The organism is Mycobacterium sp., assembly GCF_965277065.1.
GTDB lineage: Bacteria > Actinomycetota > Actinomycetes > Mycobacteriales > Mycobacteriaceae > Mycobacterium.
This window is the reverse complement of record NZ_CBDIBT010000018.1, coordinates 120,008-146,707: the sequence shown is the minus strand read 5'-3', so window position 1 is coordinate 146,707 and position 26,700 is coordinate 120,008. Positions and strand designations below refer to the sequence as shown.

At 64.9% G+C, this 26,700-nt stretch carries 25 protein-coding genes, 4 tRNA genes and 2 pseudogenes; 13 read left to right on the top strand and 18 right to left on the bottom strand.

Annotated features, from left to right (window positions below; translation table 11 throughout):
• Positions 1-72: 72 nt before the first annotated feature.
• The 3 genes from ACQY5A_RS12135 to ACQY5A_RS12125 all read right to left on the bottom strand — a co-directional run bounded on the left by ACQY5A_RS12135 (position 73) and on the right by ACQY5A_RS12125 (position 2,006).
• The gene (locus tag ACQY5A_RS12135; protein ID WP_428340620.1) at positions 73-885 is read right to left on the bottom strand and encodes a class I SAM-dependent methyltransferase; all 813 of its coding nucleotides are present in this window, start codon (positions 883-885) and stop codon (positions 73-75) included.
• A gap of 93 nt (positions 886-978) precedes the next feature.
• The gene (locus tag ACQY5A_RS12130) at positions 979-1,638 is read right to left on the bottom strand and encodes a M15 family metallopeptidase (RefSeq protein ID WP_428340619.1); all 660 of its coding nucleotides are present in this window, start codon (positions 1,636-1,638) and stop codon (positions 979-981) included.
• A gap of 20 nt (positions 1,639-1,658) precedes the next feature.
• Positions 1,659-2,006 carry a hypothetical protein gene (locus ACQY5A_RS12125; protein WP_428340618.1) on the bottom strand — a complete coding sequence of 116 codons (348 nt, stop codon included), beginning with the start codon at positions 2,004-2,006 and terminating at the stop codon, positions 1,659-1,661.
• 135 nt (positions 2,007-2,141) lie between these two features.
• Between ACQY5A_RS12125 and ACQY5A_RS12120 the strand changes: the two genes are divergently transcribed.
• Together ACQY5A_RS12120 and ACQY5A_RS12115 are read left to right on the top strand one after the other, a co-directional pair.
• On the top strand, positions 2,142-3,368 hold the full coding sequence (locus tag ACQY5A_RS12120; protein WP_428340617.1) for a cytochrome P450: 1,227 nt from the start codon (positions 2,142-2,144) through the stop codon (positions 3,366-3,368).
• Between the two features lie 818 nt (positions 3,369-4,186).
• A pseudogene (locus ACQY5A_RS12115) lies at positions 4,187-4,402 on the top strand (hypothetical protein); the annotation flags it as partial.
• Between the two features lie 246 nt (positions 4,403-4,648).
• Here ACQY5A_RS12115 and ACQY5A_RS12110 read toward each other — a convergent pair.
• The 5 genes from ACQY5A_RS12110 to ACQY5A_RS12090 form a co-directional block, all read right to left on the bottom strand.
• Complete coding sequence (locus tag ACQY5A_RS12110) at positions 4,649-5,368, bottom strand: hypothetical protein (RefSeq protein ID WP_428340616.1); 720 nt, start codon at positions 5,366-5,368, stop codon at positions 4,649-4,651.
• Positions 5,369-5,476: 108 nt separating this feature from the next.
• Positions 5,477-5,713, bottom strand: a complete 237-nt coding sequence (locus tag ACQY5A_RS12105; RefSeq protein ID WP_428340615.1) for a hypothetical protein — start codon at positions 5,711-5,713, stop codon at positions 5,477-5,479.
• Positions 5,714-5,953: 240 nt separating this feature from the next.
• Positions 5,954-6,970: a zinc-dependent alcohol dehydrogenase family protein gene (locus ACQY5A_RS12100; RefSeq protein ID WP_428340614.1), complete on the bottom strand. Its 1,017-nt coding sequence runs from the start codon at positions 6,968-6,970 to the stop codon at positions 5,954-5,956.
• Entirely contained in the window at positions 6,967-8,022 is a 1,056-nt protein-coding gene (locus ACQY5A_RS12095) for an alcohol dehydrogenase catalytic domain-containing protein (RefSeq protein WP_428340613.1), read from the bottom strand. Before ACQY5A_RS12095 ends, ACQY5A_RS12100 begins: the two co-directional genes overlap by 4 nt.
• Positions 8,023-8,029: 7 nt before the next feature.
• Positions 8,030-8,749, bottom strand: a complete 720-nt coding sequence (locus ACQY5A_RS12090) for an alpha/beta hydrolase (protein WP_428340612.1) — start codon at positions 8,747-8,749, stop codon at positions 8,030-8,032.
• Positions 8,750-8,927: 178 nt separating this feature from the next.
• Here ACQY5A_RS12090 and ACQY5A_RS12085 point away from each other — a divergent pair, with 178 nt between their 5' ends.
• Genes ACQY5A_RS12085 through ACQY5A_RS12070 form a run of 4 tightly spaced genes read left to right on the top strand, consistent with a single transcriptional unit; the run spans position 8,928 to position 11,688 of the window.
• Entirely contained in the window at positions 8,928-9,371 is a 444-nt protein-coding gene (locus ACQY5A_RS12085) for a YybH family protein (protein ID WP_428340611.1), read from the top strand.
• 31 nt (positions 9,372-9,402) lie between these two features.
• Positions 9,403-10,221: an alpha/beta fold hydrolase gene (locus ACQY5A_RS12080; protein ID WP_428340610.1), complete on the top strand. Its 819-nt coding sequence runs from the start codon at positions 9,403-9,405 to the stop codon at positions 10,219-10,221.
• Between the two features lie 2 nt (positions 10,222-10,223).
• The gene (locus ACQY5A_RS12075; protein ID WP_428340609.1) at positions 10,224-10,772 is read left to right on the top strand and encodes a hypothetical protein; all 549 of its coding nucleotides are present in this window, start codon (positions 10,224-10,226) and stop codon (positions 10,770-10,772) included.
• A 49-nt stretch (positions 10,773-10,821) separates the two neighbouring features.
• Positions 10,822-11,688: an alpha/beta fold hydrolase gene (locus ACQY5A_RS12070; RefSeq protein WP_428340608.1), complete on the top strand. Its 867-nt coding sequence runs from the start codon at positions 10,822-10,824 to the stop codon at positions 11,686-11,688.
• Positions 11,689-11,759: 71 nt separating this feature from the next.
• Here the strand turns inward: ACQY5A_RS12070 and ACQY5A_RS12065 are convergent, their stop codons facing one another.
• Positions 11,760-14,525, bottom strand: coding sequence for an AAA family ATPase (locus ACQY5A_RS12065; protein WP_428340607.1), 2,766 nt, complete (start codon positions 14,523-14,525; stop codon positions 11,760-11,762).
• An 857-nt stretch (positions 14,526-15,382) separates the two neighbouring features.
• On the bottom strand, positions 15,383-16,468 hold the full coding sequence (locus tag ACQY5A_RS12060) for an alcohol dehydrogenase catalytic domain-containing protein (RefSeq protein ID WP_428340606.1): 1,086 nt from the start codon (positions 16,466-16,468) through the stop codon (positions 15,383-15,385).
• A gap of 93 nt (positions 16,469-16,561) precedes the next feature.
• On the opposite strand from ACQY5A_RS12060, the gene ACQY5A_RS12055 reads away from it, so the two are divergent.
• Positions 16,562-17,464, top strand: a complete 903-nt coding sequence (locus tag ACQY5A_RS12055) for a LysR family transcriptional regulator (RefSeq protein WP_428340605.1) — start codon at positions 16,562-16,564, stop codon at positions 17,462-17,464.
• 391 nt (positions 17,465-17,855) lie between these two features.
• On the opposite strand, the gene ACQY5A_RS12050 is transcribed toward ACQY5A_RS12055, so the two are convergent.
• Positions 17,856-18,686, bottom strand: a complete 831-nt coding sequence (locus ACQY5A_RS12050; protein ID WP_428340604.1) for a helix-turn-helix transcriptional regulator — start codon at positions 18,684-18,686, stop codon at positions 17,856-17,858.
• A 101-nt stretch (positions 18,687-18,787) separates the two neighbouring features.
• Between ACQY5A_RS12050 and ACQY5A_RS12045 the strand changes: the two genes are divergently transcribed.
• On the top strand, positions 18,788-19,495 hold the full coding sequence (locus tag ACQY5A_RS12045) for an SDR family NAD(P)-dependent oxidoreductase (protein ID WP_428340603.1): 708 nt from the start codon (positions 18,788-18,790) through the stop codon (positions 19,493-19,495).
• Between the two features lie 331 nt (positions 19,496-19,826).
• Here the strand turns inward: ACQY5A_RS12045 and ACQY5A_RS12040 are convergent.
• The 3 genes from ACQY5A_RS12040 to ACQY5A_RS12030 all read right to left on the bottom strand — a co-directional run bounded on the left by ACQY5A_RS12040 (position 19,827) and on the right by ACQY5A_RS12030 (position 20,119).
• Positions 19,827-19,903: transfer RNA gene (locus ACQY5A_RS12040), tRNA-Phe, on the bottom strand.
• 29 nt (positions 19,904-19,932) lie between these two features.
• Positions 19,933-20,006, bottom strand: a tRNA-Asp gene (locus ACQY5A_RS12035).
• Positions 20,007-20,046: 40 nt separating this feature from the next.
• Positions 20,047-20,119 (bottom strand) — tRNA-Glu (locus ACQY5A_RS12030).
• 112 nt (positions 20,120-20,231) lie between these two features.
• Here ACQY5A_RS12030 and ACQY5A_RS12025 point away from each other — a divergent pair.
• Positions 20,232-20,307, top strand: a tRNA-Lys gene (locus ACQY5A_RS12025).
• Between the two features lie 543 nt (positions 20,308-20,850).
• Here the strand turns inward: ACQY5A_RS12025 and ACQY5A_RS12020 are convergent.
• Both ACQY5A_RS12020 and ACQY5A_RS12015 read right to left on the bottom strand, forming a co-directional pair.
• On the bottom strand, positions 20,851-20,979 hold the full coding sequence (locus ACQY5A_RS12020; protein WP_428340602.1) for a hypothetical protein: 129 nt from the start codon (positions 20,977-20,979) through the stop codon (positions 20,851-20,853).
• A gap of 491 nt (positions 20,980-21,470) precedes the next feature.
• On the bottom strand, positions 21,471-21,797 hold the full coding sequence (locus tag ACQY5A_RS12015; RefSeq protein WP_428340601.1) for a hypothetical protein: 327 nt from the start codon (positions 21,795-21,797) through the stop codon (positions 21,471-21,473).
• A 151-nt stretch (positions 21,798-21,948) separates the two neighbouring features.
• Here ACQY5A_RS12015 and ACQY5A_RS12010 point away from each other — a divergent pair, with 151 nt between their 5' ends.
• Positions 21,949-22,371, top strand: coding sequence for a nitroreductase family deazaflavin-dependent oxidoreductase (locus ACQY5A_RS12010; protein WP_428340600.1), 423 nt, complete (start codon positions 21,949-21,951; stop codon positions 22,369-22,371).
• A gap of 76 nt (positions 22,372-22,447) precedes the next feature.
• Positions 22,448-23,521: a F420-dependent hydroxymycolic acid dehydrogenase gene (locus tag ACQY5A_RS12005; RefSeq protein ID WP_428340599.1), complete on the top strand. Its 1,074-nt coding sequence runs from the start codon at positions 22,448-22,450 to the stop codon at positions 23,519-23,521.
• A gap of 7 nt (positions 23,522-23,528) precedes the next feature.
• Here ACQY5A_RS12005 and ACQY5A_RS12000 read toward each other — a convergent pair whose 3' ends face one another.
• A complete protein-coding gene (locus ACQY5A_RS12000; RefSeq protein WP_428341487.1) occupies positions 23,529-24,365 on the bottom strand; it encodes a class I SAM-dependent methyltransferase in 837 nt (278 codons plus the stop codon).
• 139 nt (positions 24,366-24,504) lie between these two features.
• Here ACQY5A_RS12000 and ACQY5A_RS11995 point away from each other — a divergent pair, with 139 nt between their 5' ends.
• Positions 24,505-25,005 (top strand): nucleoside deaminase, encoded by a 501-nt coding sequence (locus ACQY5A_RS11995; RefSeq protein ID WP_428341486.1) that lies wholly within the window; start codon positions 24,505-24,507, stop codon positions 25,003-25,005.
• Here the strand turns inward: ACQY5A_RS11995 and ACQY5A_RS11990 are convergent.
• Positions 24,987-25,997, bottom strand: coding sequence for an oxygenase MpaB family protein (locus ACQY5A_RS11990; RefSeq protein WP_428341485.1), 1,011 nt, complete (start codon positions 25,995-25,997; stop codon positions 24,987-24,989). The two genes, ACQY5A_RS11995 and ACQY5A_RS11990, sit on opposite strands and share 19 nt — an antisense overlap.
• 42 nt (positions 25,998-26,039) lie before the next feature.
• Between ACQY5A_RS11990 and ACQY5A_RS11985 the strand changes: the two are divergent.
• Positions 26,040-26,625, top strand: a pseudogene (locus ACQY5A_RS11985) (TetR/AcrR family transcriptional regulator).
• The last annotated feature ends 75 nt before the right edge of the window (positions 26,626-26,700 follow it).

Sequence of the window (26,700 nt, the reverse complement as noted above, 5' to 3'; positions counted from 1 at the left end):
TTAGCTATCCTCGATAACGTACTTGCCAAAAAAGAGAATGCCAATACCATGCGCCTGAACAGCGCAGATGGCCTACTTCCGGCAGATCAGCTCGCCCGCCGGGATGGAGAACCAGCCATCGGGCGCCGCGGCCCACTCTCGCCACGCGGCCGAAATCTCCTCGAGCTCGGCGGCAGTGGCGAGCCCCGAGTCGATCAGCTGTCGCGTCAACGCCGACTCAATGATGCGATCTGCCCACATGCCGCCCCACCAGCCGCGGTCCTCAGGCGTCGCAAAAGCCCACAGGCTGCCCGTGGGCACGATGTCGTCGAACCCGGCTTTTTGAGCCCAGGACAACAGCCGCCGCCCGGCGTCGGGTTCGCCACCATTGGCGCGTGCCGCGGTGACGTACAGCGTCATCCAGCGGTCCAGTGCCGGCAGCTGCGGAAACCAGATGAAGCCCGCATAGTCAGAGTCGCGCACCCCGACCACACCGCCCGGCTTGCACACTCGCCGCATCTCTCGGAGCGCCTGCACCGGGTCGCCTACATGTTGGAGCACTTGGTGAGCGTGTACGACATCGAAGGAGTCGTCGGGAAAGTCCAGTGCGTGGACATCGGACGTCGCGAAGACGATGTTCGATTGTCCCCGCGCCCGCGCCTCGCCGCGCGCCAAATCCAAAGCATCGTCGGTCAATTCGACCGCGGTGACCTGGCCGGGCGCGATGCGCGCGGCAAGATCGGCGGTGATGGTTCCGGGGCCACAGCCCACGTCGAGAAGGGCTATCCCTGGTCGTACGTGCGGCAGGAGATAGCCGGCGGAGTTCTCGGCGGTGCGCCGCCGATGCGCACGCAACACCGACTCGTGATGCCCGTGGGTGTAGACGGCCTGATGTTTACCGGACATGGTGCGACCTCCTCGCGATTGAATCCTGTTCGATCACAAGGTTACCGCTGAATATTCCATAATACGAAATACCTATCTCATATTTTGAGACGTCTAAACGACCGGCACGTTGAGGATCGGGCGCTGCACCCCGGCCCCGGCGCCGTCGAAATGCCACCATTCACCGGAGTACACCGACAGCCCTGCGGCGGTCATGGCATCGCGCAGTCTGGCCCGGCTCGCCCGCTGGGCCGTGCTGACCCCGTCGGTGGCGAAAGCGGTTGCCCGCGGGGAGAAGTCGTCGAAGTCGGTACCCATGTCGACGAGGCAGCGCGGACACTGCTCGGCCACATTGCCCAGCGTCACATCGACCGAACGCCCCGACTCGTGGCTCTTCGCATAGTTGCCGGGCTTGGCCACCCACGCCGGATTCGGCACCACATCGAACATCTTGACCTGAACATCGTGCGGTCGGTAGCAGTCCCAAAAGACGAGAAAGTTTCCCGTCGACGCAAGCGCCTTGGCGGCGGACGCGAGCCCGGGGGCCAGGGATTGGTGCACCAGGCAGCGCGCGCCGGCCGGATACAGCTGGGTGTGGGTGAAATTGTTCGGCGTCGCATAGCGCAGGTCGATCACCGCATTGGGAACGACGGAGCGCACGTCGACGAATCCCGCTGCCCGCGCCTCGGGGCTCAGCGGTGGCACGTCGGCATGCGCGCTCACGCCGCTGCTCAGTGCGGCGAGCAGGGACAGGGCACCCAGAAGCCGACGCATGAGTTCAGTATGCGACCGTCTCAGCTCCAGTCGATGGCTGCCGCGCGCTCTTGAACGCCCTCGGCCCTTTCAGCAATCTGGGCTGCTATCGCGCGCTGCTCGTGTTCCATTGTGCCGGCTAGGGTTTCGGCTTCGGCGACGATCTGCTTGAGCAGGTCACGGTGGTCTTCGATCATCGTGATGGTCGCGTTCCTGATGGCGACCACGGCGGAGCCCCGAGCCTCCGAGGGGGAGAAGCCGCTGGTGAGCAGTGGCGGCAGCATCTGGCGCTCGAAGGCCGTCATGTCGCGAGACAGGTGGATGTGGAAGGTCGCCAGGAATGGATCCCGGTCGTCGAATTCAACACTGCAAATCTTGAGTGGGTCCATGGCCCGTTCCTTGTGCCGGCGAGAGCGATCGCGTCCCGCGAATTACATGTCTGTAGTTTACCTGCGTTTCCGGGCGGGCGGGAAAGCCGGATTTATGCTGGCGGGGTTCTGTCGGACGCGTCAAAGGAGACCGTCATGACCGCCGGTACCGCCGCACTCCCGCTTTCTGACGCCGATCTGCCGCCGCTGGACTATAGTGCCGACGAGAACCCGGCTCAGGTTTATCCACGCTTGCGCGAGGCGCAAGAACAGGCGCCGGTCGCGATCGGCCCGTACGGGCCCGAAGTGCTGTCCTACTCGATGGTCCGAGCCGTGCTGCGGGACAAGCGGTTCGAGGTGCCGAAGGGCATCGTGCTGCAGGCACAGGGCATCAGCTCGGGCCCGCTATGGGACAAGGTGATCACCAGCCTGCTATGTGTGGACGGCGATACGCACCAGCGCCTACGCGGCCTGTGTTCGAAGGCGTTCACGCCCCGTACAGTTGCGCGCTTGCACGACACCATGGTCGACGTGCTGGACGGCCTCGTCGACCAGGTCGCGGGCCAGGGCCACTGCGACGTCGTCGACGACATCGCGCGCCCCTACCCCGTCCCGATCATCTGCGCACTGCTGGGCGCGCCGCCCGAAGACTGGCAACGGTTCTCGGCCTGGGCGGACGAGATCTTCCAGGCGTTCAGCTTCACCGCCGACATCCGGTCGCTCGAGCCCGCCGTGATGGGGGCGTGGGGCGAGTTGGACGACTATGTCGACCATATGGTCGCCCAGCGTCGGGACAGCCTGACCGACGATCTGATCTCCGACCTGATCCGCGCCGAGGACGACGGGGATCGGCTCGATGCCACCGAACTGCAGATGCTCGCCGGTGGCCTGCTGCTGGCGGGAACCGACACCACCCGCAACCAGGTCGCCGCGTCGGTGCAGGTGCTCTGCGAGCACCCTGATCAGTGGGATTTGCTGCGCGACAATCCCGACCTGGCCATGCTGGCAGTGGAGGAGACCATGCGCCACTCCCCGGTCGCAGGCGGCGCGCTGCGGGTGGTGGCCGAGGACGTCGAGCTGGACGGCTACATCTTCCCGGCCGGGTCGATGGTGCTGCTGAATACCTTTGCGGCCAATCGCGATCCAAGCGTCTACGACGACCCCGATCGGGTCGACATCACCCGCGAGGGCGCGCCCGCGATCCTGACCTTCGGCGGCGGCGTGCACTATTGCCTGGGTGCCAACCTGGCCAGGCGGGAGATCGCCGAGGCGCTGAATGTGTTGACGGGCCGGCTACGCAACCCGCGGATCACCGGGCCGGTGCCGTGGAAACCGATCGTGAGCTTGAGCGGGCCGAGGAGTCTGCCCATCGAATTCGACTAACTCTTGGTGGCCAGGGCCGGCATCGAACCGGCGATCAGCGAGGTTCGGCCGTCCAAGCTGTCTCACCGCGTCTCACTCGTTCGCGTCGGTTCCACGGTGTTCCGTGCCCAAATCCGTGGCCAACCCATCGAGCGACTCAGGCTCGATAAGCTGGCCGGCACGCGCCTTGGCGTCAAGCCCCGGTGGTAGCGGATGGTGAACACGCGAAGGTGAAGCGTCGGGTGTCGCCCGCTGGTTGGGGTTAGGGTGCCGGCGTAGTTCTTGGTCACGGTCGTCTCGTTGCCTTTCCCGCCGTCGGAGTCTGCTGCCTGAGACGTGCGCACGCTTAATTTGTACCAGCGAGGAGAACATCGCAGACGCGACGTACCGTTCAGCGAGTCTCACAGTGGGCCACTGCGGTGCAAGATCATCAGTTGCAATGGTGGCGACGACGTGCGCGGTGAAGTGGGGCCGAGGTAAGGCGACTGCGGCCCCGACTGTCCGCCGTTACCTAGTATTTCCCGTTAACTAATATTTCACAGTGACGATCGCAGGATCCAATCATGTTGCCCGCCATTACCTTTCGGCGCATGGATAATTATCATTATCCATGACAAATGTCTGCATATTGCATCAGATGAATCAATCTCCTCGGTCTGTGGTTCGGCAGCCGGGTGGAGCACTCCGTGTCCGAAATCGGCGTTGAGCAGCAGTGTCGTGATCCTCATGGCATCACGTCGCAGGTGTAGGTTTCGGCGTCCACCGAAGGCGGGCAACGAACTGGTGTGAATGCCTGGCGTTGACGTGCAGCGATGTGGCAATGATTCGTTGACTGATTGAAGCTGCGCACGCTGGGTATCAACTTGCTCGGAGCACGCAACTCCGCACTGCAGAACCTCGTCACCGAGATACCCCCTCCCGTAGTAGCCCACCTGTTGGGCTACAGCCACAACTGCACCCAACGACACGCCCAATCGGCCGCTCAACCATGGTCGCGCTACGTACATAGTGAGAGCGTCGCCTCACGCGGCGGGCGTGTCGTGACTTCGCTCTGAGGCGGCCCTCCGAGACGCGCCGCTCACTTCCTCATCGCCCCTTCGGCACGGTATACGACGGCCTGGAACACGCAGGTTTACCGGTACCGCGGGGACGGTGAGGTGTCGACACAGTTGCCGCCCTCTTCTTGCGGACCCCGGGCAACCCCATAAAACCCGCATCTTTTGCTTAACACCAGGACGTGCGCCCTCTCCGGGCTGAGCCTGCGGGCGATCGGCAAGCGGCTCGGACGCGCGCCGTCGCGGTTAGTGGAAATGCACCTCGCTGAAGTCGATCGCCACCATGAGCATCTCGGTGATGGGCCGCCGGTCCGGTCCGCGGGTGTAGGCGCGGCGCTTGGTGGGCAGACTGATGCCGTCGGCGACGACGTAGTCCGAGGTCAGTTGCGCTGCGGAAAATCCGCCGGCGATGTTCACGCTGTAATCGTGTCGGCGGAGCAAGAAGTCCTCGCCGAAGAAGAAGTCCTGTACGGAACTATGCGTTTCGATGGAGCCGGGGAAGTACGCCCGCAAGACGCGCCATGTTTCGTTGCCCTCCTGCCAGGTGTCTGTTTCGTCGACTTGGACGCCGTCCATTGCCAGCAGGAACGGTGTCGTCAAATAGGTCCACACGGCTTCGCCGTTGAAGTAGGCACGATGCAAGGCGTCCCATGGGGTCTGCATCTGGTGGCCCGCGAACGAATCCCTTGGCGCACGCCGCTCGCTGACCACGGCGCCGTCGAGCTTTTCGATGGCAATGCGATCAGGGGTGAACATGGTGCGTTGATCGGGTGCTCCAAACGGAGTGACCGAGGAACGTTCTTCGCGCAACCAGACGGTCATACGGCGAGGGCTCGGATCTTGGGGGACTCCCTTGAGCGGGAACAGCCCGCCGCCGCTGACGATGGTGGCGTCCACTTGTGTGTATTCCTGCCAGTGGTCGGTCCCGCCGTGGGCATCGAGCACCGCGTTCAGTAGGTCGCTCATTCGTGTTACCTCTCGGATTGGCTGCCGCTTGGGCGGGATGGAGCCCCGCCGTATGAGTGGACACGTGTGGTCGGCCGGGCGGCAATGTCTCGATGCATCGGACGACTTTCACCGAAACCGGGTTGGCCGCTTGTGGATTCGCTCTCGGTGGCCTCGTCTTGGATCACGTTCCAGTGCTTTTGAAGCAACCCCGTCGTCGATGCGGACGACGTCGACGACCACACAGTTCGCCGGTGCCCCGATGTTGGAGAATCGGCCGGTAAGCATGACGTAGTCACCGCCGGCCAGGACCAACTGGTGGTCGTTCCGCAGCTCGTCGGGTGCGGCTTTGATTCGGTCGAACAACCCGTCCCTGCCTGGTTAGGTGTGGGCGCTGAGCAGAAGGTAGGTGGGGACCAGAATCGTTCTGCGGCCTGATGACCGCGCCAGTTGACCAAGGTGTGGAACCCGTCGATGACGAGTGCCTTGTTACGTTCTCCCTGTGCGGCGGTCATGTTTCTACCTCGTCTTCGTCGGGTGGGCGGACGTGTCGAGGACGACCTGTCTGTGCAGCATTTCATCGGAATCGAATCTAAGATCACCCAGTCAGGGCGCGATGAATACTTTGCCCTGCCGGCCGGGTGTTTCAGCCTCGATGACCGCGTGGTAAATGTCGTCGAGGACGTATTTCGTCCCGGGAGATGTTGCTAGGACGCCTTCGCGGATCAGTCCGGCGATCTCGTCGATGAGCTGAGCGATCGCCGGCTTGCCCTGGGGGAAGAAGCCGCTGTGTTCGAGGCGAGGCAGCCAATACCCGAGCCAGTACACCTCGAGCGTGCGTCGGCCGGACAGGGTGAGGCGAGCGTCTTCACCGACCCTGATCGGCTGATTGGTCAATGATCCGTAGACCAGCATTCGCCCACTTTCGCCGAGTGAGCGGAACACCTCGGTGCCGGTCTGCCCTGCTACCGGGTCCAGCGCGTAATTCACGCCGTCCGGCCCGACGATCTGTCGAACCTGTTCGTCGATCGGACCGTCGGAGGACACGATGACCGCGTCGGCGCCAAGAGCGCTCAGATCGGCGACCGCTTCGGGCCGTCGTACCACGTTGAGAGTGCGGATGCCGTCGCGCTTCGCGAGCCGAATGACCATCCGGCCCAGTTCGGAGCTGGCCGCGGACTGCAGCAGCCATTCCCCACGCGGGACGGCCAAGACGTGGCGCACCATCAGGATGGCGGTGGCCGGATTGATGAGGAACGACGCGATCTGCTCGTCGGGGATGTCGTCGGGTACGAGGTAGACCTTCTCGGCGGGCACCACCGCGTACTCGGCCCAGTTGCCGCCGGGGCTGTTGCGGGCGAAGACGCGTTGTCCAACGGTCAGCCCCGTGACGCCGCAACCGATGGCGTCGACATCGCAGACCCCCTCGAAGCCAGCGCCGGAGGGAAAGTGTGGTGTCACACCGGAATAGTGCCCGCGCACGTACAGCAGATCCGACGGGTTGACCGGGCTCAGCCGGATCTTGACCCGGACCTCGCCGGCCCCCGGTGCGGGAACGGTTTGGTCGGTGACCCGCAGCACATCTGCGGGTTCGCCGTAGCGGTCGAAATGCACTGCCTTCATGGGTTGGTGACGGTCCGCTCTGTGTAATCGTTGGCGGCGACAGCCATGTCGAGGACGACTCGGAATCGGGCCTTGCCCGACAACATCCGCTCGTACGCCTTCGGGGCGTCCTCGAATGGGGTGACTTCGATGAGCGGCGCGACCCCGTGCGTCGCGGTGAACGCCAGTGCGTCCTCGTTCTGGATCGAGCTGCCGGTGAGGCTACCCATGATGGAGCGTCCTTTGAAGACGAGTTCGCCAGTGTCGACGGCGATTGGATCTGGTGCCGCCCCGACGACGACCAGCGCGCCGCGCGGTGCAAGCCCGGCGAGCAGCGGCGACATCGAGGCGCCGCGGGCGGCGGTGGCGATGATCGCGGACGCGCCACCGAGCCGCCGTAACTCGGCGCCGGGATCGGAGGTCGTGGTGTCGATGTAGTGATGAGCTCCCAGTTGTGTTGCCAGCGCGTGCTTCTCGGGTCCGCGTGCGATCGCGACGACCTGGCACCCCAGCTTGTTCGCGTACTGGACGCCGAGATGGCCGAGTCCTCCGATGCCCTGGATCCCGACGAGCGCGCCGGGGCGCAAGTCGAGGGTGCGCAACGCGTTGAAGGTCGTGACCCCGGCGCAGAGCAGCGGACTGGCGTGCAAGGAATCCAGCTCGACCGGAACGCGGACCAGACCGCTGGCTCGGACATAGACGTACTCGGCGTAGCCGCCGTCTTCGGTCGTGCCGGGTCGGGGCTGATCCTCGCAGTACACGAAGTCACCGCGCCGACAGGACGGGCAGACTCCGCAGTGGCCGCCGAGAAACCCCACCCCCACCCGATCACCGACGGCCCACTTCGCGACCTCTGACCCCACCGCGTCGATCACCCCCACGATTTCGTGGCCGGGAACGATCGCTTGATCGGGATCCTTACGCATCCCCTCCACGGCGAGGGTGTCGCTGTGGCACACCCCGCAGCTGTGCACGCGGATCCGGGCACGATCCGAGCGGGGCCCGACGAGGTCCCGGTCGACGAGTTCGAATCGCCTCGAACCGGTCACTTCGTGGGCGCGGTAGGTGGACACCGTTCGGCTACTCGAGCGCTCGACCGATGAAGGTGGCCGCGGCGACGGGTTTGGCGATGAACGCGGTATGGGAGCCGTCGATGGTGTCGGTCGTCGCCCCCATGCGCTCGGCCATGAACCGCTCCGCGTCGGGGCTGATCGCGTTGTCGTGCGCCGATACCAGGTACCACGACGGAATCTGCTTCCAACCCGCCCGGGTGCATTTCTCGTCCAAGGTCGCCGCGGCGACGGGGCGTTGGGTGGCTGCCAGCACCGTCGCGACGTCGACGGGAACGTCGGCGCAGAAGGTCTCCCGGAACAGTGCCCGATCGATGTAGAGATCGGGCCCGGCAGCGGCGCCGGCCCCGGCGTCATAGGGTGTCGGTCGCGCCGAGGTGGCCAGTAACGGCTGCGGGAAGGGCGATTGGACACTGCCGCAGCTCTCGCCTTCGTCCAGGGCGAACGCCGCGAGGTAGACCAGGGCGGCGACGTTGTCGAGGTCGGCGGATGCCTGGGTGATCACCGCGCCCCCGTAGGAGTGCCCGACCAGCACGACGGGTCCCGCAACGGCGCTGACGAAGTCGCGTACGTAGTTGGCGTCGAACGCCAAGCCGCGCAAGGGATTGGCCGGTGCGAGAGCGGTAACGCCGGCCGCATTGAGTTCGCGGATCACACCGGCATATCCGGAGGCATCGGCGAAGGCGCCGTGCACCAACACGACGGTCGGTGCGGTAGTGCTCGCTGTCATTGTTCGATCCCTTCACGAGGCTGAATGTCGGCGCGTCGCGGCACGATGATGCCAACGTGCCGGGGCGTGATCGACGTTAGGAGACGACGGGTTCGACGCGCATCGCACGAATGCGGGATGGGCGAATCTCACCCATTCATGCGATGCGGGTGCCCGCCGGTGTGGCGAGAGTGGTGCCGTGCTCGAACCCACGACCGGTGCCCCGCCAGGGGTGCGGCGCCATTACACGGCGCACGGCTTGGTGGCCGACCTCGTCGACCTCCGCAGTCGCGGTGACGTCGAGACGGCGTTGGCCTGCTACGAGGTCGACGCAAGCATCGTCACCGAGCCCGGGCGCGTAGGTGTCGGCGCCGACGCCGTGCGGTCGGTGCTGGAATTCTTCGCGGCCAGCCGAGTCACCTTCACCGTGGTGCACCGCGCGCTGCTGGAAAGTCACGGCGTGGCGTTGCACCTGTCGTCCTGGAGCGTGCAGGGCGTCGATCCCCAGGGCGGTGAGTTGCGACTGGCCGGGCGCTCCGGCGACGTCGTTCGACGCCAACCCGACGGAACCTGGTTGATCGCGATCGACAACCCCTGGGGCACCGATGATCCCCTACCCAAAATCGGAGGGAACACCCCATGAACCACACCCATCACGGCATCGAGGAGCGGCTATGAGCGAGTTGATTCATCCCCAATTCACCACCATCGACGGGTTGTCGCTCCGTTACGCCGAGAGCGGGCCGGGCCGCCACGACGCGATCCTCCTGAGTCCGTGGCCAGAGAGCGTGTACGCCTTCGAACAGTGTTGGGCGCAGCTGGCCGAGCACGCGCACCTCCTGGCCGTCGACCCCCCGGGATTCGGGAACTCGGAATATCGGGAGTCGCTGATGAACCCGAAAACGATGGGCGAGTTCATCGTTCGCATCGCCGATAAGTTCGGCCTGGAGAACCCCCACCTCGTCGGGCCCGACATCGGCACCTCGTCGTGCTTGTTCGCCGCCGCCGCCGCGCCGGGGAGGTTCCGCAGCGCGGTGGTCGGCACCGGCGCCGCAGCGGTCCCACTGCAGGTGACGGGCGTGCTTCGGGAATGGGTGGAGGCTCCCGACCTGGAGCCCTACCGCCAGCTCGGCGGGCGCAAGATCGTGGAGATCGCACTGAGCACCATCGAGGGCTACACCCCGTCGGAGGAAATCCGCGAGGACTACATGTCCTGCTACGAGGGCGACCGTTTCGCCCGGACCGTCCCCTACGCCCAGAGCTACCTGGAATACCTGCCACAGCTGGCCGATCTCTTGGCTGACATCTCCACCCCCGTGCGCGTCGTTCAGGGCAGCGACGACCAAGTGGTGCCCCCGGTCAATGCGGAGTTCCTTGCCAGCCGGCTTCCGCACAGTCGCGTCGACCTCATCCCCGGCGCCGGGCACTTCTGCTGGGAGGAGAAACCCGACGAGTACGCATCGCTGGTCACTTCCTGGTGGGAGGAGACGTAAGCATGGCGAACACCGACGTATTGACCGACATGATTCTGGTGCACTCCGAGAAGACCGCGGTCGTGCACGCCCCGATCGAGCAGGTCGACATCGCCGACTGGCTGCTGAACCTGCCCGACGCCGAATACCAACGCTGCTGCCCGCCCGATCACCTGGCCGCCGGATCGACCGTCACCGACGACGGGCACCCCATGTCGATCAACGTCGAGGAGATCGGCGGCAGCCTGATGGTGCAGCACTACGTCGCTGAGGTGCACCAACCCGAGCACTGTCGGATGGTGTCGCTGAGCGATCTGCACACACCGTTGGGCTGGACGAAGATCTACGTCCTCTGGGACCTGAGCGTCACCAGGCTCGACGCCACCACATCCCAGTACACCAACCTGGTTGTGAGCTATCCGACCCGAGGGTTTCTGGACATCCTCACAGCGGCAGGCCAGACGTTCGACGAAACTGCCGCTGACCGTCAAGCCGCCACCGACGACCACAACCAGCGCGAAACAGCGCTGTATGCGATCAGCATCGAACGCCACGCGCTGAGAGGGAGATGACGATGTACACAACGCACTTCTCCACCGAATCTCATCGAGGGGATGCACGATGACCACGACGACCGAACTCACCTACGCCAGCGCACCCAACAAGGTAAGCCGCGCCGCCAACGGTATCGACTACGCCTACCGCGAGGTGGGTAACGGCGCAGTACCTTTGGTGCTTTTGCAACACTTCCGCGGGAACCTCGAGAACTGGGATCCCGCCCTCGTCGACCTACTTGCCGGACAGCGTCGCGTCGTAGCGTTCGACAACGTCGGCGTGGGCGCCACGACCGGAGTGACCGCCGACACGATCGAGCAGATGGCCCGCGATGCCCTCGCCTTCATCTCCACACTGGAGGTCCCGCAGGTCGACATCCTGGGGTTCTCCATCGGCAGCTTCGTGGCTCAGGAGATCGCACTGATCCGGCCTGCAGTGGTTCGTCGGCTGGTGTTGGCCTCCTCGGCGCCACGCGGTGCTGCGGGCATGCACGGCTGGGCACCCGAGGTGATCGATGCTGTGGGCACACCGCAGCCTGACCCCGCCGGTTACCTCGACGCCTTCTTCACGTCGTCGGCGGCGAGCCGACAGGCGGGCGAGCAGACGCTGGCGCGCATATTCGCACGTACTGACGACGCAGACACGCCGACGACCTGGGCTACCAGGCTGGCCCAGTACGACGCCGTGTGCGACTGGGGAATCCCCGATCACGGGGCGCTGCAACGCATTAGCGCCATCACGCACCCGGTCTTCATCGCCAACGGTGACAGCGACCCAATGATCCTGCCGCACTTCTCCCACCTGCTAGCCGGGCTCATTCCGCACGCCAGCATCAAGCTGTACCCCGATGCCGCCCACGGCTTTCTGTTTCAGCACCACCACGACTTCGCGGCCGACGTCGACGCCTTTCTCGGCGAGAGCCAACCACGCTAGAACCGGGTCTGATTCCTCGCCGGAGAGCGATCGTCCCGCTTTCGCCGTTCCACCCGCCAAGGACGAACAGCTCACCAAGTCCCGTGGACCGGACGGGTGTTCCAGGCGTTGGCCAGTTGCACGCGCGAGTGCAGATCGAGTTTGGTGAAGATCGATCTCACATGCGTATTGACGGTGTGGACGGAGACGTGCAGCGCCTCGGCGGCTACCCGGTTGGTACGGCCGCTAGCGATCTGTTCGGCCACCGCGTGCTCGGCGTCGGTGAGTGCGCCCCAGCCGAACTGGGGCCGTGCCTGATGCGGTCGATGCCGTGAATGACCTGCCCCGTCCAGTGCGGCACGCACTTGATCGACGTACAGCGGAAGATCCAGCCGCTGGTAAATCGATAGTGCGCGCTCAAGTTCGCTGCTCGCTTGGCGGTGCTGCCCGTCATCGAGCAAGGCGCGGCCTAAATCGAAACGAGCGCGCGCGTGCAGCATTGTGCGCGGGGCGTCGGCCAAGATTGCTGCGGCGTTGCGCAGCTCTCGCAGATCGTGTCCGACGAATCCACGGGTTTGAGCGGCGATCCCAAGAATGGTCGCCACGTTGGGGTTGTAGTGGGCGAGTAGGTTCGCGTGTGCCACGCACTGCGCGGCCAACACCGTGTGGCCTCCCGCTACGGCGGCACCGGCCAGCAGCCGGGGCCATTCTTGGGATCGCGGCCAGTAGTGGTGACGCGTGGTCGCGTCGCTGACCATGGGGGCCAGAACGGCGACGGCAGCATCGTTGTCGCCGGTCGCGGCGTCCACGTAGCCGCGGACCAGGGTCAGCTCTGGCTGCGAAGCCCACTCTCGGGCGCCGATGCGGCCCGCTTGTCGCACGAGTTCGGCGGCGCGGTCGAACTCCTTGTGCAGGACGGCGTAAATGCTCAGCAGCGTCCAGCCCTGAATCTTGCTCGCGTGCACGCCGAGTTCCTCGCTGAGGCGCACGACACTCCGGGCGGTCGTCACCGCGGCATCGAGGTGACCCAAATGCCATTCCTGCCACTGCTGCGCGACGAGCAAGTCCAGCAGCGCCACATCCGAATGTGCATCGCTGCTGCGAGTTGCTTCGTCGAGGACCGCTTGGGCCTCGGGGTAGCGGTCTAGACTTTGCAGTGCCATGATCTCCAAGGGCAGATGCTGAGCACCGAAACGTGTTCGCAATGAATGAAATTCATTCCAGGCCTGCTCGAACCGGCCCTCGTTTCGGGCGGCATGGCCCAATGCCTGAACGGTGATGGACACCACTTCGGGATCCGACTCATCCTGCATGCGTAACGCGGCGAGTGCGGTTTCCGTCGCCTCGGCCGATGATCCAATCCTGGTCAGCGCCAGAGCCTTCAGCGCGGTGAGGCGAGCCAGTAGTTCAGCACGGATTCCGTCCAGAGCGACGGTGGCCTCGACTCGCTCCACGATGTCGGCTAGCTCGCCGTTGCGCCACAGGGCGTGAGCGGCGATTACCTGCAGTCGCGCCCGTCGATTCGGCTCGGAGGTTCCACGCAGCACCTCGTCGACGACGAGGATGGCGTCGTCGCCATGGTGAGCCTGCACCAGAATCTCAGCACAGCGCTCGCCGAGGTCTAGCCGAGTCGGATCGTCGCGGCCGAGGAGGGTGAACGCGCCCCGAGCCAGGTCCGCGGCCACGTGCGGCAGTACGGTGATGCATTGCTCGGCGGCAGCCCGTAACGTCGTCGCCGCGCCGGTGTCTCCGAGCTGGGCAAGGGCCTGGGCGTGCGGGGAGGCTCGAATCGCACTGCCGTCGGATCCCTGCAGCAGCAACGCTGCGCATCTGCGGTGCAAGTCGAGTTTGGCCGAGCGCGACAAGCTGCTGTAGAAGAATTCGCGGATCAGGTCGTGACGGAAGTCGATGGCATCGCCCGAGCCGTCGAGGAGGCCTTGAAGCACGGCACCCCGAGCGCGCTCCAGCACGTCCTGCGTCGATACCAATCCGAGCAGTTCTGCAGCGTCAGCCAACGCGAGCGGACGTCCCCAAACCGCGCTCACGTGCAGCAGCTGCTCGGTAGTCGCGGTCAGCGTTCGCGTGCGCGCGCGCAAGGACGCCAACAGAGACGCGGGTATGGCGCCACGGTCCACGTCGAAGGAACCGGTCGCGATCTCAGCGGCAAACTGTGTGGCTAGCAACGGGTTACCGGCCGCGGCTTGCAAGTGGTGGGAGGCGCGAGCGGGCATGGGGTGGCCGACGACGTCGGCGGCCACGGCCACGATGTCGTCGTCGTCCAGCGGGCCCAGCGCGAGGTGATCGACGTCGATTTCCGGGTCGAGTACGCCGGCGGCGGCGATGTCCTCGCCGGCCTCTACCCACGTTCCTCGCCGCGCGATCGCCCAGACGATGGGCGAACCCGCTAGCCGCCCGGTCAATGCACGCACCAGGAAGCGGCTCAGCGGATCGGCGAATTGAAAGTCATCCAAGGCGATGAGGACCGGTTGCCGCTGGGCGCGAGCTTCTAGCGCGTCGGCAAGTTGATCAGCGAGCCACAACCGTTGGTCATACACCGAGGCCAGACCGAGGAACGTGTGGTAATCCAACAGTGGCTCGACGCCGGAGCGGAGCGCAAGCATTAGCAGAGCGCCGGCGGCCACATCGTCGACTGCGGTTGCATTGGCCGACCCCACCGCGAATCCGCCATCCCGTGCACGCACGCGGATCGCCTCTAGTAATGCGGTCTTTCCGATACCCGCTTCGCCGGTGATGACGAGGACTACGCCCCGGCCGTGGCTCCTTGCCGTCCGCAGGACCGTCTCGGCGCGCTCCGACTCGGTCGAACGACCACGTAGTACTATGCGCGGCGCGTCCATCTTCGCCACCCCGGGTCGGCCGAACCGCGCTCGGAGAACTGATCACGACGTCGGTCCATAAGGACGATCGTGCCTCAGCTGCGGGGGCATTGGCTACCGCGCTGCACGATGACAGCGGTCCGTTCGTCGGTAACGGCCGCAGACCCCGCCGCCCTCCCCTCACCAGCTACACACCCACCTCGCCAAGCGCGGCCTGGTGGTTGGCCGCTGAGTCAGCGGCTCCCGGGCATGACCTTCGATGTCTACGCTGCAGACGACCGGTCTGACCCACCGGTTCGGGCCCACCTAATATCGCCGCTGCTCCATGACGTTCTCGAAACCGACTTGGCCGGGCGACGCGAGCACGCCTTTCTCCTCGCATTCGCCACAGGTCTGCGCGCAGGAAGTGGCCGTTATGGACGTCGATGAAGTCGAGGGGCATCGCTTTGGGCGGTCCGCCGGGAGACGTCATGGATATCAGCAGCAATCCATTCCCAGTTGCTCCCCCGCGATCCTGACAACGGCGGGAAACGACAAATACGCGGGAATCGAATATGCGGACTTACCGGTAATAGTCTGGGCTTGACCCAGTTTGCTGCACTCCTGATCGCACGTCGGTTTGGATCAACGCGCGATGCGTACGCCGCCATCTGTCGTTATGCGGCGCGATCTAGGCTATCTTCCCTAACTGTTTGTACAACAACAGCTTTCATGACGCCACCTACGGCGAAGTAGGGGGCGCGATTTCTAATACAGTTCACATCAACGGATTTCGGTGCCGCGGGGCCTGCTCGAATCCGAGTTTTATTGTTTCGTCGTGTCTATCGAACTAGTCGATACCCGTTGTTTACAGTCCCGGGCGGCACCGAGCTGCGGGTTTAGCCGCTTGGCGTGAGGATGGTGCGGTCGTAGGGGCCGCCGTGTGTGGCTGCGTGGGTGACCGCGTCGTTGACCTGGTCGAGGTCGAATCGGGTGACGTGTTCGGGGGTGAGGTCTAGGGCGCCCGTCGCGATGAGTCGGATCATGCCGACGTTCGCCGCGCGTGGGTACATCCATTGGCCGCGTACGGTCACTGAGTTGCGCATGATCCAGGGGTAGGGCAGGGCGAGATCCGCGCCGCCGAGCATGCCGATGCCGCCCATCAGCACGACCCGGCCGTACTCGCGCACGGTCATGGCTGCCGCACGTGCCGCCGAGCTGGGTGCCTGAGGGGGTAGCAAGTCGAGCACGATGTCGATCGGGCCGTCGGTGGCCGCGGCCATTGTTGCGCGGTCGGTGGCTTCGTCTCCGCTGAGTTCGACCGGGCTCACCCGTGGGCCGAACCGGTCGGCGAGCAGGTCGAGAGCGCCTCGGTTGCGTCCCGGGGCCACGACGTGCCCGGCGCCCATGGCGAGCGCGACGGCTACTGCGCTGCTGCCCAGGTTGCCCGTTGCCCCACTGACCAGCAGAGTCTCTCCGGCCGCAAGTTGGCCGGCCAACAGCCCTCCGTAGGGAATGGTGTGCACACCGAGTGCGGACCAGCGTGCGGGATCGGCTGCTGCCCCGATGGGTAGGGGGTAGACGTTCTCGGTGGGAACCCGCATGAGTTCGGCGAACGGTCCGTCGTGCAGGTATCGGGCCAGGCGGGCGCCGCCCTCGCCGCGGGAGCTCCAGCCCTGCAGCGTGATGTCTGGTGTCAGGACATCGTCGCGGGCGCGGACCGTCGAGTCGCACCACACTAGGTCCCCCACCCTCAGCTTGGTCGCGTCCGGTCCCACGCGTGCCAGTCGGCCGATACCGCCAACGCCCGGGACGACCGGTGGTTTCAGCGGATAGTGCCGTTCACCGCTGAACACCTCGGCCGCGTAGGGGGGCACACAGGTCGCCAGGACCTCGACCAGTACCTCACCACTGCCGGCTTCCGGGTCGGGTACGTCGCGCACCGTGAGCGGGGCGCCGAACGCGGTTAGTGTCGCTGCACGCATAGGAAAGCCCTTCTGTCTCGTCCTTCGCCACGCTAGGTAGAACAAGGGCATGCGGGAAGCGACGATCTGACATCTGTGCTATGCGTAGTCAGCATGGACGTGTCGAGCGCGACCCTTCGGGTGCTTTGTCAGATCGCCGAGTCGGGCAGCTTCACCGCGGCCGCCGCACAGCTGGGCTATACGCAGTCCGCGGTCTCGCGCCAGGCGGTCACCCTCGAACGCTGCGCCGGCGCCACCCTGTTCGAGCGGCGGACCGACGGGGTACGGCTCACCGAGCCCGGACTGATGTTGCTGCGCCACGCCCGCACGATTTTGGCGTCGGTCGACGCGGCCGAACGCGACCTGATCGATGAGGAGGCTCCCCGTATGCACCTGGTGCGGCTCGGGTCGGTCCCTAGCGCCGGGCCGGTGGTCCTGCCCGCCGCGCTCGCCCGACTCGCAAGGACAGCGCCACGGGTCCGGGTTAGCACTCGCGAAGGCACCACGCCCAGCTTGGCCCGGGCGTTGCGCGCCGGTTCGATCGACGTCGCCGTACTCACCTCTCGTCCACCGCACCGGCCACCAGACGGCGAGTCACCACGCTTGCACATAACGACCGTGCAGGACACCGAACTTCTCGTGGCGGTGGCGGCCACCGGCACGTTCGCCAGCCGCACGTCCGTCCACGTCGACGAACTACTCGAAGCACCCTGGATCGCCACCCCCTCATCGAGCGCGGAGCCACTGCTCGGTGTCTGGCCAGGCCTGCCGGGGCGAGCGCGCATCGTCCACACTGCACGCGACTGGCTGACGAAACTGCACTTGGTCGCCGGTGGCTTTGGCGTCACCACGATTCCGGAACACTTGTCGCCGGTCGTCCCGCCCGGCGTCATCTCCCTACGGGTCCAAGGCGCGCCACCCGAGATCCGCCGAGTATTCGTGGCCCGACTCCCCAGCACCGCCACGGCGCCGATCACAGCACTCACCCAGGCGATCACCTCAACCGTCCAGCTGTGACGACGGCAGGCCTCGGTACACGCGGCTTCCAACCAGCAACAGCACCATGCCTGAATCAGACATCAACAGTGAACGCTGGCTGGTAGCCCTTACCGACGTCGTTACCGTGAACGAACGCGGCGCTGGCCGCAGGGCAGCGAGTCGCTGAATGCGATAGGGCAGGATTTGATGCCCTGACGTGCCTGCGACTTCAGTGGTGGCTTCAGCGCTGAACTCTCATGGCATTACTCATGTTCGGGTCACAGAGAGCGTCGAGCAGTGCGAGCCGGTCGACATAGCAAGCCCGCACGTCGTCATTGGTATGACCACCGAGTGGCAGGCGCAGCTTCGAGCAGAGACGACAAGCGTCATCGCTCGCCGACGACGTCAGCCTCGATTAGCAACGGGCGCGTTATCCGACGAGTGTCTGCGTGCCCAGGACGGCCAGAAGCGCCAGCCGTTCGGCGTCCTGAGTGCCCGGCTCGGCCGTGTAGATCATGATGCGAAGGTCACCGGCGGCGACGCTGAGCACGTCGCAATCCAGCGTCAACGGTCCCACCTGCGGATGATCGATGGTCTTGCTAGAAGCCTCTGGCCGCCCCACGGCGCCGGAATCCCAGAGCAGCGCGAAAGTGTCACTCTTCGCGCGCAACTCCCCAATAAGCCGACGCACCTGCTGATCGGCGGGATATTTGGTCGCGGCCGCGCGCAACTCAGCGACGTGCGCGGTCTGGAGAGCGCCCAGCGACTGCGGCGTATGGCGGATGCGGCTGGCCGACCCCAGAAAGTTGCGCCAGACCGCGTTGCGGTCCTTGCCGTGATACTCCCCCAGCAATGCCGCGTGCAGCGGGTTGGCCAACAGCAGCGTCCACGCCGCGTCGAAGACCGCAACAGGGGTTCCGATCAGCCTGTCCAGCATCCGCTGGACGCTCGGGGTGATGTAGGCAGGCACGGTGCCCTGCCCCGGCGGGGCGAGCCCCGCGGCATGGAACAGATGCTCGCGCTCGGCTCCGGACAAACGCAGCGCCCGGCCGAGTGCCTCGACGACCTGGTCCGATGGGTTCGTCGCCCGACCTTGCTCCAGACGGGTGACATAGTCGACCGATATCCCGGCCAGCAGCGCGAGCTCCTCACGCCGCAGCCCGGGCGCCCGCCGAGGGCCGCCGACCGGAAGCCCGGCAACCTCCGGAGAGACCCGATCGCGCCAGCGCCGCACCGTTCGTCCAAAGTCCGTGCTCGCCATCACACCACTATGCAACGTCGCGGGCGGGTCACCCTGGTACTGACAATCCCAGGAAGCGTGGACATCTGGCTGGTCGCAGGGCTCGGCGGCATCGTGGGGGCATGACAACAACACTGATCACCGGAGCAAACAAGGGCCTCGGCTTCGAGACCGCCCGGCGACTCATCGCCGCGGGACACACGGTCTACATCGGCAGCCGAGATGCCGAACGCGGAAGCCGCGCCGCCGGGCAGCTAGGCGGCCGATCGGTCCTGCTTGACACCACCGACGACTCGTCCGTGCAAGCCGCAGTGAAGGTCATCGAGGCCGATGGTGGCCTGGACGTTTTGGTCAACAACGCCGGCGTCGAAGAACGGGGTGACAACAACGCCGTGATCGGCCCCGCCGACGTGACCGCCGACGTGCTACGGCAGACGTTCGAGACCAATGTCTTCGGGACGGTGCGCGTTACCCACGCTTTTCTGCCGCTGCTGCAACGGTCGGCCACCCCCGTAGTGGTCAACGTCAGCAGCGCTCTAGGCTCGCTGACCTCGGCCACCAACCCGGCAACGCCGACATACGGCTACCCCGGAGTGGCCTACCCGGCGTCGAAGGCCGCGGTCAACATGATCACCGTGCAGTTCGCCAAGGCGTTCCCGAATATGCGGATCAACGCAGTCGAGCCCGGCTTCACCAAGACCGACCTCAACGGGAACACCGGCATCCAGACCGTCGAACAGGGCGCTGAGATCATCGTGCGCATGGCACAGATCGGCCAAGACGGCCCCACCGCCGGCTATTTCGACGCCAACGGCACGCTTCCCTGGTGAGTCTGTCGTGTGCTGCGGGCAGCAGCGCGCGGTCAACTGGCGCAGATCCGCGACTGAGATCGGCCGACCCGACCTGCGCCTCCACGATTTGCGGCACACCTATGCGTCGCTATCACGTCGGGCCGGTGCGGACCTCAGACTCCTCCAAAAGGCAATCTGTTTGACGACGAACTCGACGACATCGCAACGGCACTCGACTCGCTCGACGACAGCTTTCCCGACAGCGGTAGCTGATCCCGTCTGGCCCATTTTGGCCCCCATTTTGACGATTCCTGCGGGCATCGATGAGTTGCCAAGGCTTCGTTATAGGCCCTGAGCTGCGCAAACAGCCTGGTGGCCAGGGCCGGGATCGAACCGGCGACCTTCCGCTTTTCAGGCGGACGCTCGTACCAACTGAGCTACCTGGCCGGAAGGCACTGTGTCCAACCGAAGTGCCGCGACCCTGACGGGACTCGAACCCGCGACCTCCGCCGTGACAGGGCGGCGCGCTAACCAACTGCGCCACAGGGCCTTGCTGGTACTGCTCGCCCCGGCGTTGCCGCCGCTGCGTGTACCCCCAACGGGATTCGAACCCGTGCTACCGCCGTGAAAGGGCGGCGTCCTAGGCCACTAGACGATGGGGGCCAGAACCGAATCACTCCGGGGTACTCACAACGTGGTTCGCTGGAGCCACGTCAGCTTAGGTCACCGGGGGCCGAATCCTCAAACGGCTAACCCAGTATCCTTGTGCCTCGCCGCCCCTATAGCTCAGTTGGTAGAGCTACGGACTTTTAATCCGCAGGTCCTAGGTTCGAGTCCTAGTGGGGGCACCAGGAAAGTGTATTACCTCGGCTGAACATTTCGGTTTCGGGTGATGCCTGACAGTGTTTCGGCTGAACATCTACTATCCGACACTCCCTAGATGAGGGAGTTGAGCGTGGACAGCAGGGGCACCACGCACGGTCAGCAAGTTCACCAGTTCTGCAGCCGGTTCCGAAGCGAGACCGTCCAATGACCTCACACTTACGCGACCAAAATGAGGGCGGCCCGGATGGCACTACAGGCGCCACAGCTGCGCCGGGCGGCGGAGGCAAGTATTGGCAGCCGCGTGTAATCGCGCACTCTTTCAAATGTTTCGCCTGCCGCTCGATTCGCTTTCGCCCCGTTGAGCCTTCTGGGATACCGCCATGTCGGCATTCCAGGTAGCGACGAATGCATCGAACGCTGCGTAGCTGGACCCTGCCAACACCGCCCATGTACCGGGACCTGCATTGACATGCTGGTCGTACGCACCCTTCGATGTGCTGTCGGGTCACGGACAATGTGTATTCGTGCTGCTGCGTCGGTTTGAAGGCCGGAGGTCAGTAACGGCCCTTTCATTTGCTGTACTTGCCGGTACCGACGATCCCGTCCTCAGCCATGTCGCCGAAGACCGTCAAGGTAAAACGCAACTGCTGCCTCGGCGTCGAACGGATCGAGTTCGAACTCAGCACCGTCGTCGCCATCAGTACTTGAAATGAGAGGACCCCAGGAGGGGCTCCCGGAGCCCGACTCGTATAACCAGGCTCCACCGTCTGCATGGAACTCGATGAGTCGCTCGCTCCCGCCGACAAGTTGCCACTCGACGCGGATAGCACCATCGCCGCCCGCGACCGCCTCTGCGTCAAGCGACACGTGGTCGCCAAGAGTCAGCAGAAAGTCGCGATACGCGTTCAACGCTGACGCTGTCGGTCGAATCTGCCTGGACCAAGCCACCCGTCTTGGAGGGTCTGCAAGAGCGCGAGCTTGGCGGCCACAATATGCGCCACACCCGAAAACCTTCCGCCACCGCCAAGGTACGTAGGTTGGAAAACGGCCGGCGCCAAGAACGCCAGACCTGGTGTCATCGGAAGCCCCTGAACCACGTTGCGGGCAAACCCGCGGCTAAAAGTCTCGTTCCAACGAGGTGCCGTGTAAGTGTCAGTGGTGTCCGCGGCTCCATCCTTCACTGGCACTATCACTCCCGTCCCTCGCGCTGATCGTCAATCGACTCTTGAGTCAGGAAGAGGTTGACCAGATCGCGCAGCCTCTCGGCATTTCGTCTTGTCATGTAGAACGCGCCGCGCGGTGCGATCGTTACCGCTCCGTCTATCTGCTGAAGCCGCTGTTGGGCATGCTCCGAAGAGAAGATGGGGGCGGAAAAATGACCCAGCAGGAAATAGATTCCGTCCTCAGTCGTCACGTCTGCAGTTAGCGCAAACTGGTTCACCACTTGCGCGGCCTCTGGCAACCCCTCCGGCCATATCGCATGAACAGCTGCGCCTACCCCGTCTGACTGCGTCATGTCAAAAGTGTGCCACAAAGCACTCACACCAGCCCCAGAAGTCACATGTCAGGCGTAGTAACGTATTCCGCTGGTCCTAGGTTCGAGTCCTAGTGGGGGCATTACGGAATCACGGTTGAACCATACCGATCGGTGTACTAGCGTCCAGCGAATGACCAACAGCGACGACAAGACGCTGCGGAAGTTCCGCAGGGAACGAGCCGTCGGGCGGTTGCTCAATCCGGCCGTGCAGGTCTTGAGCAAAATCGGGGTGCGGACCGAGCTGGCCACCGAACTGGAGACCGTCGGTCGCAAGACCGGTCAGCTGCGCCGGGTTCCCGTCTCCGCGCAGTTCGACCAGCAGGGGGCATGGATCATTTCCCAGCACGGGACCCGCTCGGGTTGGGGACGAAACATCGTCGACAATCCGAATGTCCGCCTGCGACAAGGCAGTACATGGCGTGCCGGCGTGGCGACATTCAAGCCTGACGACGATGTGGTGGCGCGCGGCCGCAAGTTCGGGCGGGTGGGAGCAAAGGTCGTCAAGGCCTTGGAGACGACGCCCGTGTCCGTGCGGATCGACTTCACCGACTGACTTTTAGGTAGCGGGTTGGGTTAGGCGACCCTCGTCATCGATGTGACACGTTCGGCGCGGTGGGTACTCCGGGCGCATGAACGGATTGTCACGACGCTCGCTCGGGATACTCGCGGCGGGCATGACCGCCACTGGCGTGGCAGCCGCCTGCACGTCGAAGCCCAAAGGAGCACCGGCCGCACCACCTTCCGGGCCGGGTATCGGCTTCGTGCTGTCACACGAACAATTCACCACTGCGCAGCTCGTCGACCAAGCCCAGGCGGCCGAGCAGGCCGGCTTCCGCTACTTGTGGGCCAGCGACCACATCCAGCCGTGGCAGGACAACGAGGGCCATTCGATGTTCCCCTGGATCACGCTGGCGCTGGTCGGCCAACGAACCAACCACATCCCCTTCGGCACCGGCGTGACATGCCCTATCTACCGTTACAACCCGACGACTGTCGCACAGGGGTTCGCGTCGCTGGCGGTTCTTTACCCCGGCCGGGTGTTCCTCGGCGTCGGTACCGGCGAGCGGCTCAACGAACAGGCCGCCACCACGCACTTCGGGCCGTACCGCGAACGCCATGACCGGTTGGTCGAAGCTGTTCAGCTGATTCGGCAACTATGGAGCGGCCAACGAATCTCTTTCCAGGGTAACTACTTTCAGACCAACCAACTCAAGCTTTACGACCCGCCGCCGTCGCCTCCGCCGATCTTCGTTGCCGCCGACGGTCCCAAGAGCGCGCACCTGGCCGGCCAGTACGGCGACGGCTGGATCACTCAAGCCGGCGGGGTCAAAAATCAAAAGCTGGTGGCCGCGTTTAACCGAGGCGCCCAGGAGTCCGGCCGCGACCCCGCCACGCTGGGCAAACGAGCCGAAATGTTCGCCGTCGTCGGCGACCAGGACGAAATCGCCCGCGCTGCCGAACTGTGGCGGTTCACCGGCGGCGCCGTCGACCAACCCAATCCGGTCGACATCCAACGCGCGGCCCAAGCCCCGCTGGAAAAAGTCATCAAAGGCTGGACCACTGGTACCGATCCGACTACGCACATCAAAGCCGTGCAGGGGGTCCTGGACGCCGGGGCGACGCCGTTCTTGCATTTTCCGCAACGGAATCCGTTGGCCGCGATTGACTTCTACCGCTCCGCGGTAATGCCGCGGCTGCACTAGCAACCAGTCAGCCTCGCACTGCGTTGAGATAAGTGATGTCGCCGAAGGCTTGCGCGAGTTCGTCGGTGGCGTACTCGAAGCCGTTGGCCGCATGCATGTCGGCGACGGCGCGGCGCTCCACCTGCCAGCCCCGGTTGGTGAGGTCTTCGATGATGTGGCTGCGCTCGTAGTGATACACCAAGTCGTTGAAGTCGATCTCGAAACCCAGCTCGGTCATCTTGTCGTGATGGTCGCGCCAGCGCGGGTCGTTGAAAATGGTTGTGTCAGGGACGAATTCAGACGCCACCTGACTCGTCGGAGCGCTCAGCGCGGTGATGTGGCCGAACAGTGCGTCCTGCGCCTCCGGCGGCAGATACACGACCAGACCTTCGGCGCTCCACGCCGACGGTGACTGCGCATCGAAGCCGGTTTCCCGCAGCGCCGCAGGCCAGTCGTCGCGCAGATCGACAGCGACCGTGCGCCGCTCGACCGTCGGCTCGGCACCGAGCTTTGCCAGCGTCGCGGTTTTGAACTCGATCACTTCCGGCAGGTCGACCTCATAGAGCACGGTGCCCTGCGGCCACGGCAAGCGGTACGCGCGGGCGTCCAGACCAGCCGCAAGGATCACCGCCTGCCGGATGCCGCTACGAGTCGCGTCGACGAAGAAGCTGTCGTAGAACCTGGTTCGGACCGCCATCCCCCGGGCCATCCGGGCCGGATCGAAGTCGATGCCATCGGTCACCGGGATCTCGCCGTTGACGAGTCGGGTGTAGACGTCGATACCCACCGCGCGGACCAGCGGTGCGGCGAACGGGTCGTCGATCAGGCCGGCATCAGACGACAGCGCCCGCTGGGCGGCGACCATCGTTGCGGTCGCGCCAACGCTCGTCGCCAGATCCCAGCTGTCACTTTCGCTGCGTAGAGACACCCGGACTCCCCTCTCGATGTACAGATTAATATAGACCAGCTAGTTATTTGCTCGTCTCTCGGATGGAGGACCCGTGCTGGACTTCGCGCAACGAACCATCGATCTGGCTCGCCAGAACGTCATCGACGGCGGCCGGCCGTTCGCGACGGTGATCGTCAAAGACGGCGAGGTGCTGGCCGAGAGCGCCAATCAGGTTGCGCAGAGCCAGGATCCGACGGCTCATGCGGAAATCCTCGCCATCCGCGCGGCATGCGTGAAACTGGGCACCGAACATCTGACCGGCACTACCATCTACCTGTTGGCCCACCCGTGTCCGATGTGCCTGGGCTCGCTGTACTACTGCTCGCCCGACCAGGTCGTCTTCTTGACTCAGCGCGACCAGTACGAGCCGTACTACGTCGACGACCGTCGATACTTCGAGCTGGCCACGTTCTACGACGAGTTCGGCAAGGACTGGCAGGACCGGCGACTGCCGATGCGCTTCGACGCCCGCGACGACGCGATCGGGGTGTACCGCCTGTGGCGGGATCGCAACGGCGGCGAGCGGCAGGTGGGCGGTCAGACGTTGGGGCAGTAATGCTTTGGATTACCCCGCTCGTCGAGCGGCGGCAGGTTGCGGGCCGGGGTCTGTATCAGCGGAGTGTCGACGGGGATCCGGCCGTGCGCGCGGTCGAAGCCGGCCCGGGCCCGCGGATGCTTGCGCAACCTCGGCGGCACGACCGCGAAGATCAGCCGCACGAGATCACCGAAGCGGCGGTGCAGCCATTCGTCGCGGCGTGACCAGCTGTAACCCATCAGCGTGCGCACCGGCGGGTCATAGAGGCCAACCGTCACCCAGACGAAGAACGGATGAAGCAGCTTGCGTTGCAGAGCCCACAACGGGCCCGGAATCCATTCCGCGAAAGGCGGTTTCGGCAACTCGGCCAGGTTGAGCACCTCACGCGCGGCGTAATTGTTCTCCAGTACCTCGCTGCACATGTGATCCCAGTAGACCTGAAAGTCTTCCCAGCTCTTCGGCACCGGGCGCATGCTCATGCCATACAACCGGTACCACTCGATGTGTTCGTCGAACAGCTGGCGCTTCTGCGCTTCGGTCAGACCGCCGCAGAACCGTTCGGCCACATGGATTGTCCCCATGAAAAACGTCGAGTGCGCCCAGTAGAAGACGTCGGGGTTCATCGCGTGATAACGGCGCCCCTGGCTGTCGGTGCCCTTGATCTCGAGGTGGTAGTCGCGGACCTCGGCCCCGGTGGTCGGCGCCCGGTCGCCGTCGAAAACCACCCCGCCGATCGGATACAGCGACCGCAGCAACCGCGGCCAGCGCTCCCGGAAGAACGTCGAATGGTCTTCGACCGCCGCGCCCAGCTGCGGATGCATGTTCTGCATCGAGCCAGCCCACGGACCCTGCAGCATGCCGCGCCAATCGCCGAAGTACTGCCAGGTCAGCGAGTCAGGGCCGAGCGGCTGCGGCGGGGCCTCGTATCCCAGCGGCGAAACGGGACAACCCGACGCAACTGAAGAAGACTGCGACGTATCTTGAGTCACTGGCGAATTTCCTGTCCGGGTCAGGCAAACTGACTACACGCGTTGTCAACAAGTCTAGGAGGGGACGTGCCGTCCGGTCAACGTTCGCGGCGGTGGTCCGGTGTCCCCCTAGGGGGATCGGCAGGCCCTGCGGCGCGATGAACTCGTCGCCGCCGGGGTGACATTGCTCGGCGAAGCCAGTGGTCCCTCGTTGACCGTGCGGGCGGTGTGCCGGCAGGCGGAACTGACCGAGCGCTACTTCTACGAGAGCTTCGCCGATCGCGACGAGTTCGTCCGCGCCGTCTACGACGACGTCTGCGCCAGGGCGATGTCGGCGCTGATGTCGGCGACGACGCCGCGTGAAGCCGTCGAGCGGTTCGTCGCGCTGATGGTCGACGATCCGGTGCGCGGCCGGGTGCTGCTGCTGGCCCCGGCGGTAGAACCGGTGCTGGTCCGCTCCGGCGCGGAGTGGATGCCGAATTTCATCGACCTGCTCCAGGGCAAGCTGAACCAGATCGGCGATCCGGTGCGACAGAAGATGATCGCCACCGGCCTTATCGGCGGTTTGACCGCGTTGTTCACCGCATACCTGGAGGGCCGACTGGCGGCCACCCGCGAGCAATTCATCGATTACTGCGTGGACATGCTGCTCAGCAGGGTCGCCTCGCGCTAGCCGTGAGCGCCGCTGTCGCGCGTAAAGTCGCGCCGGGCGGGAACTTGAATGTCACCGGCATGAACAGATATATTT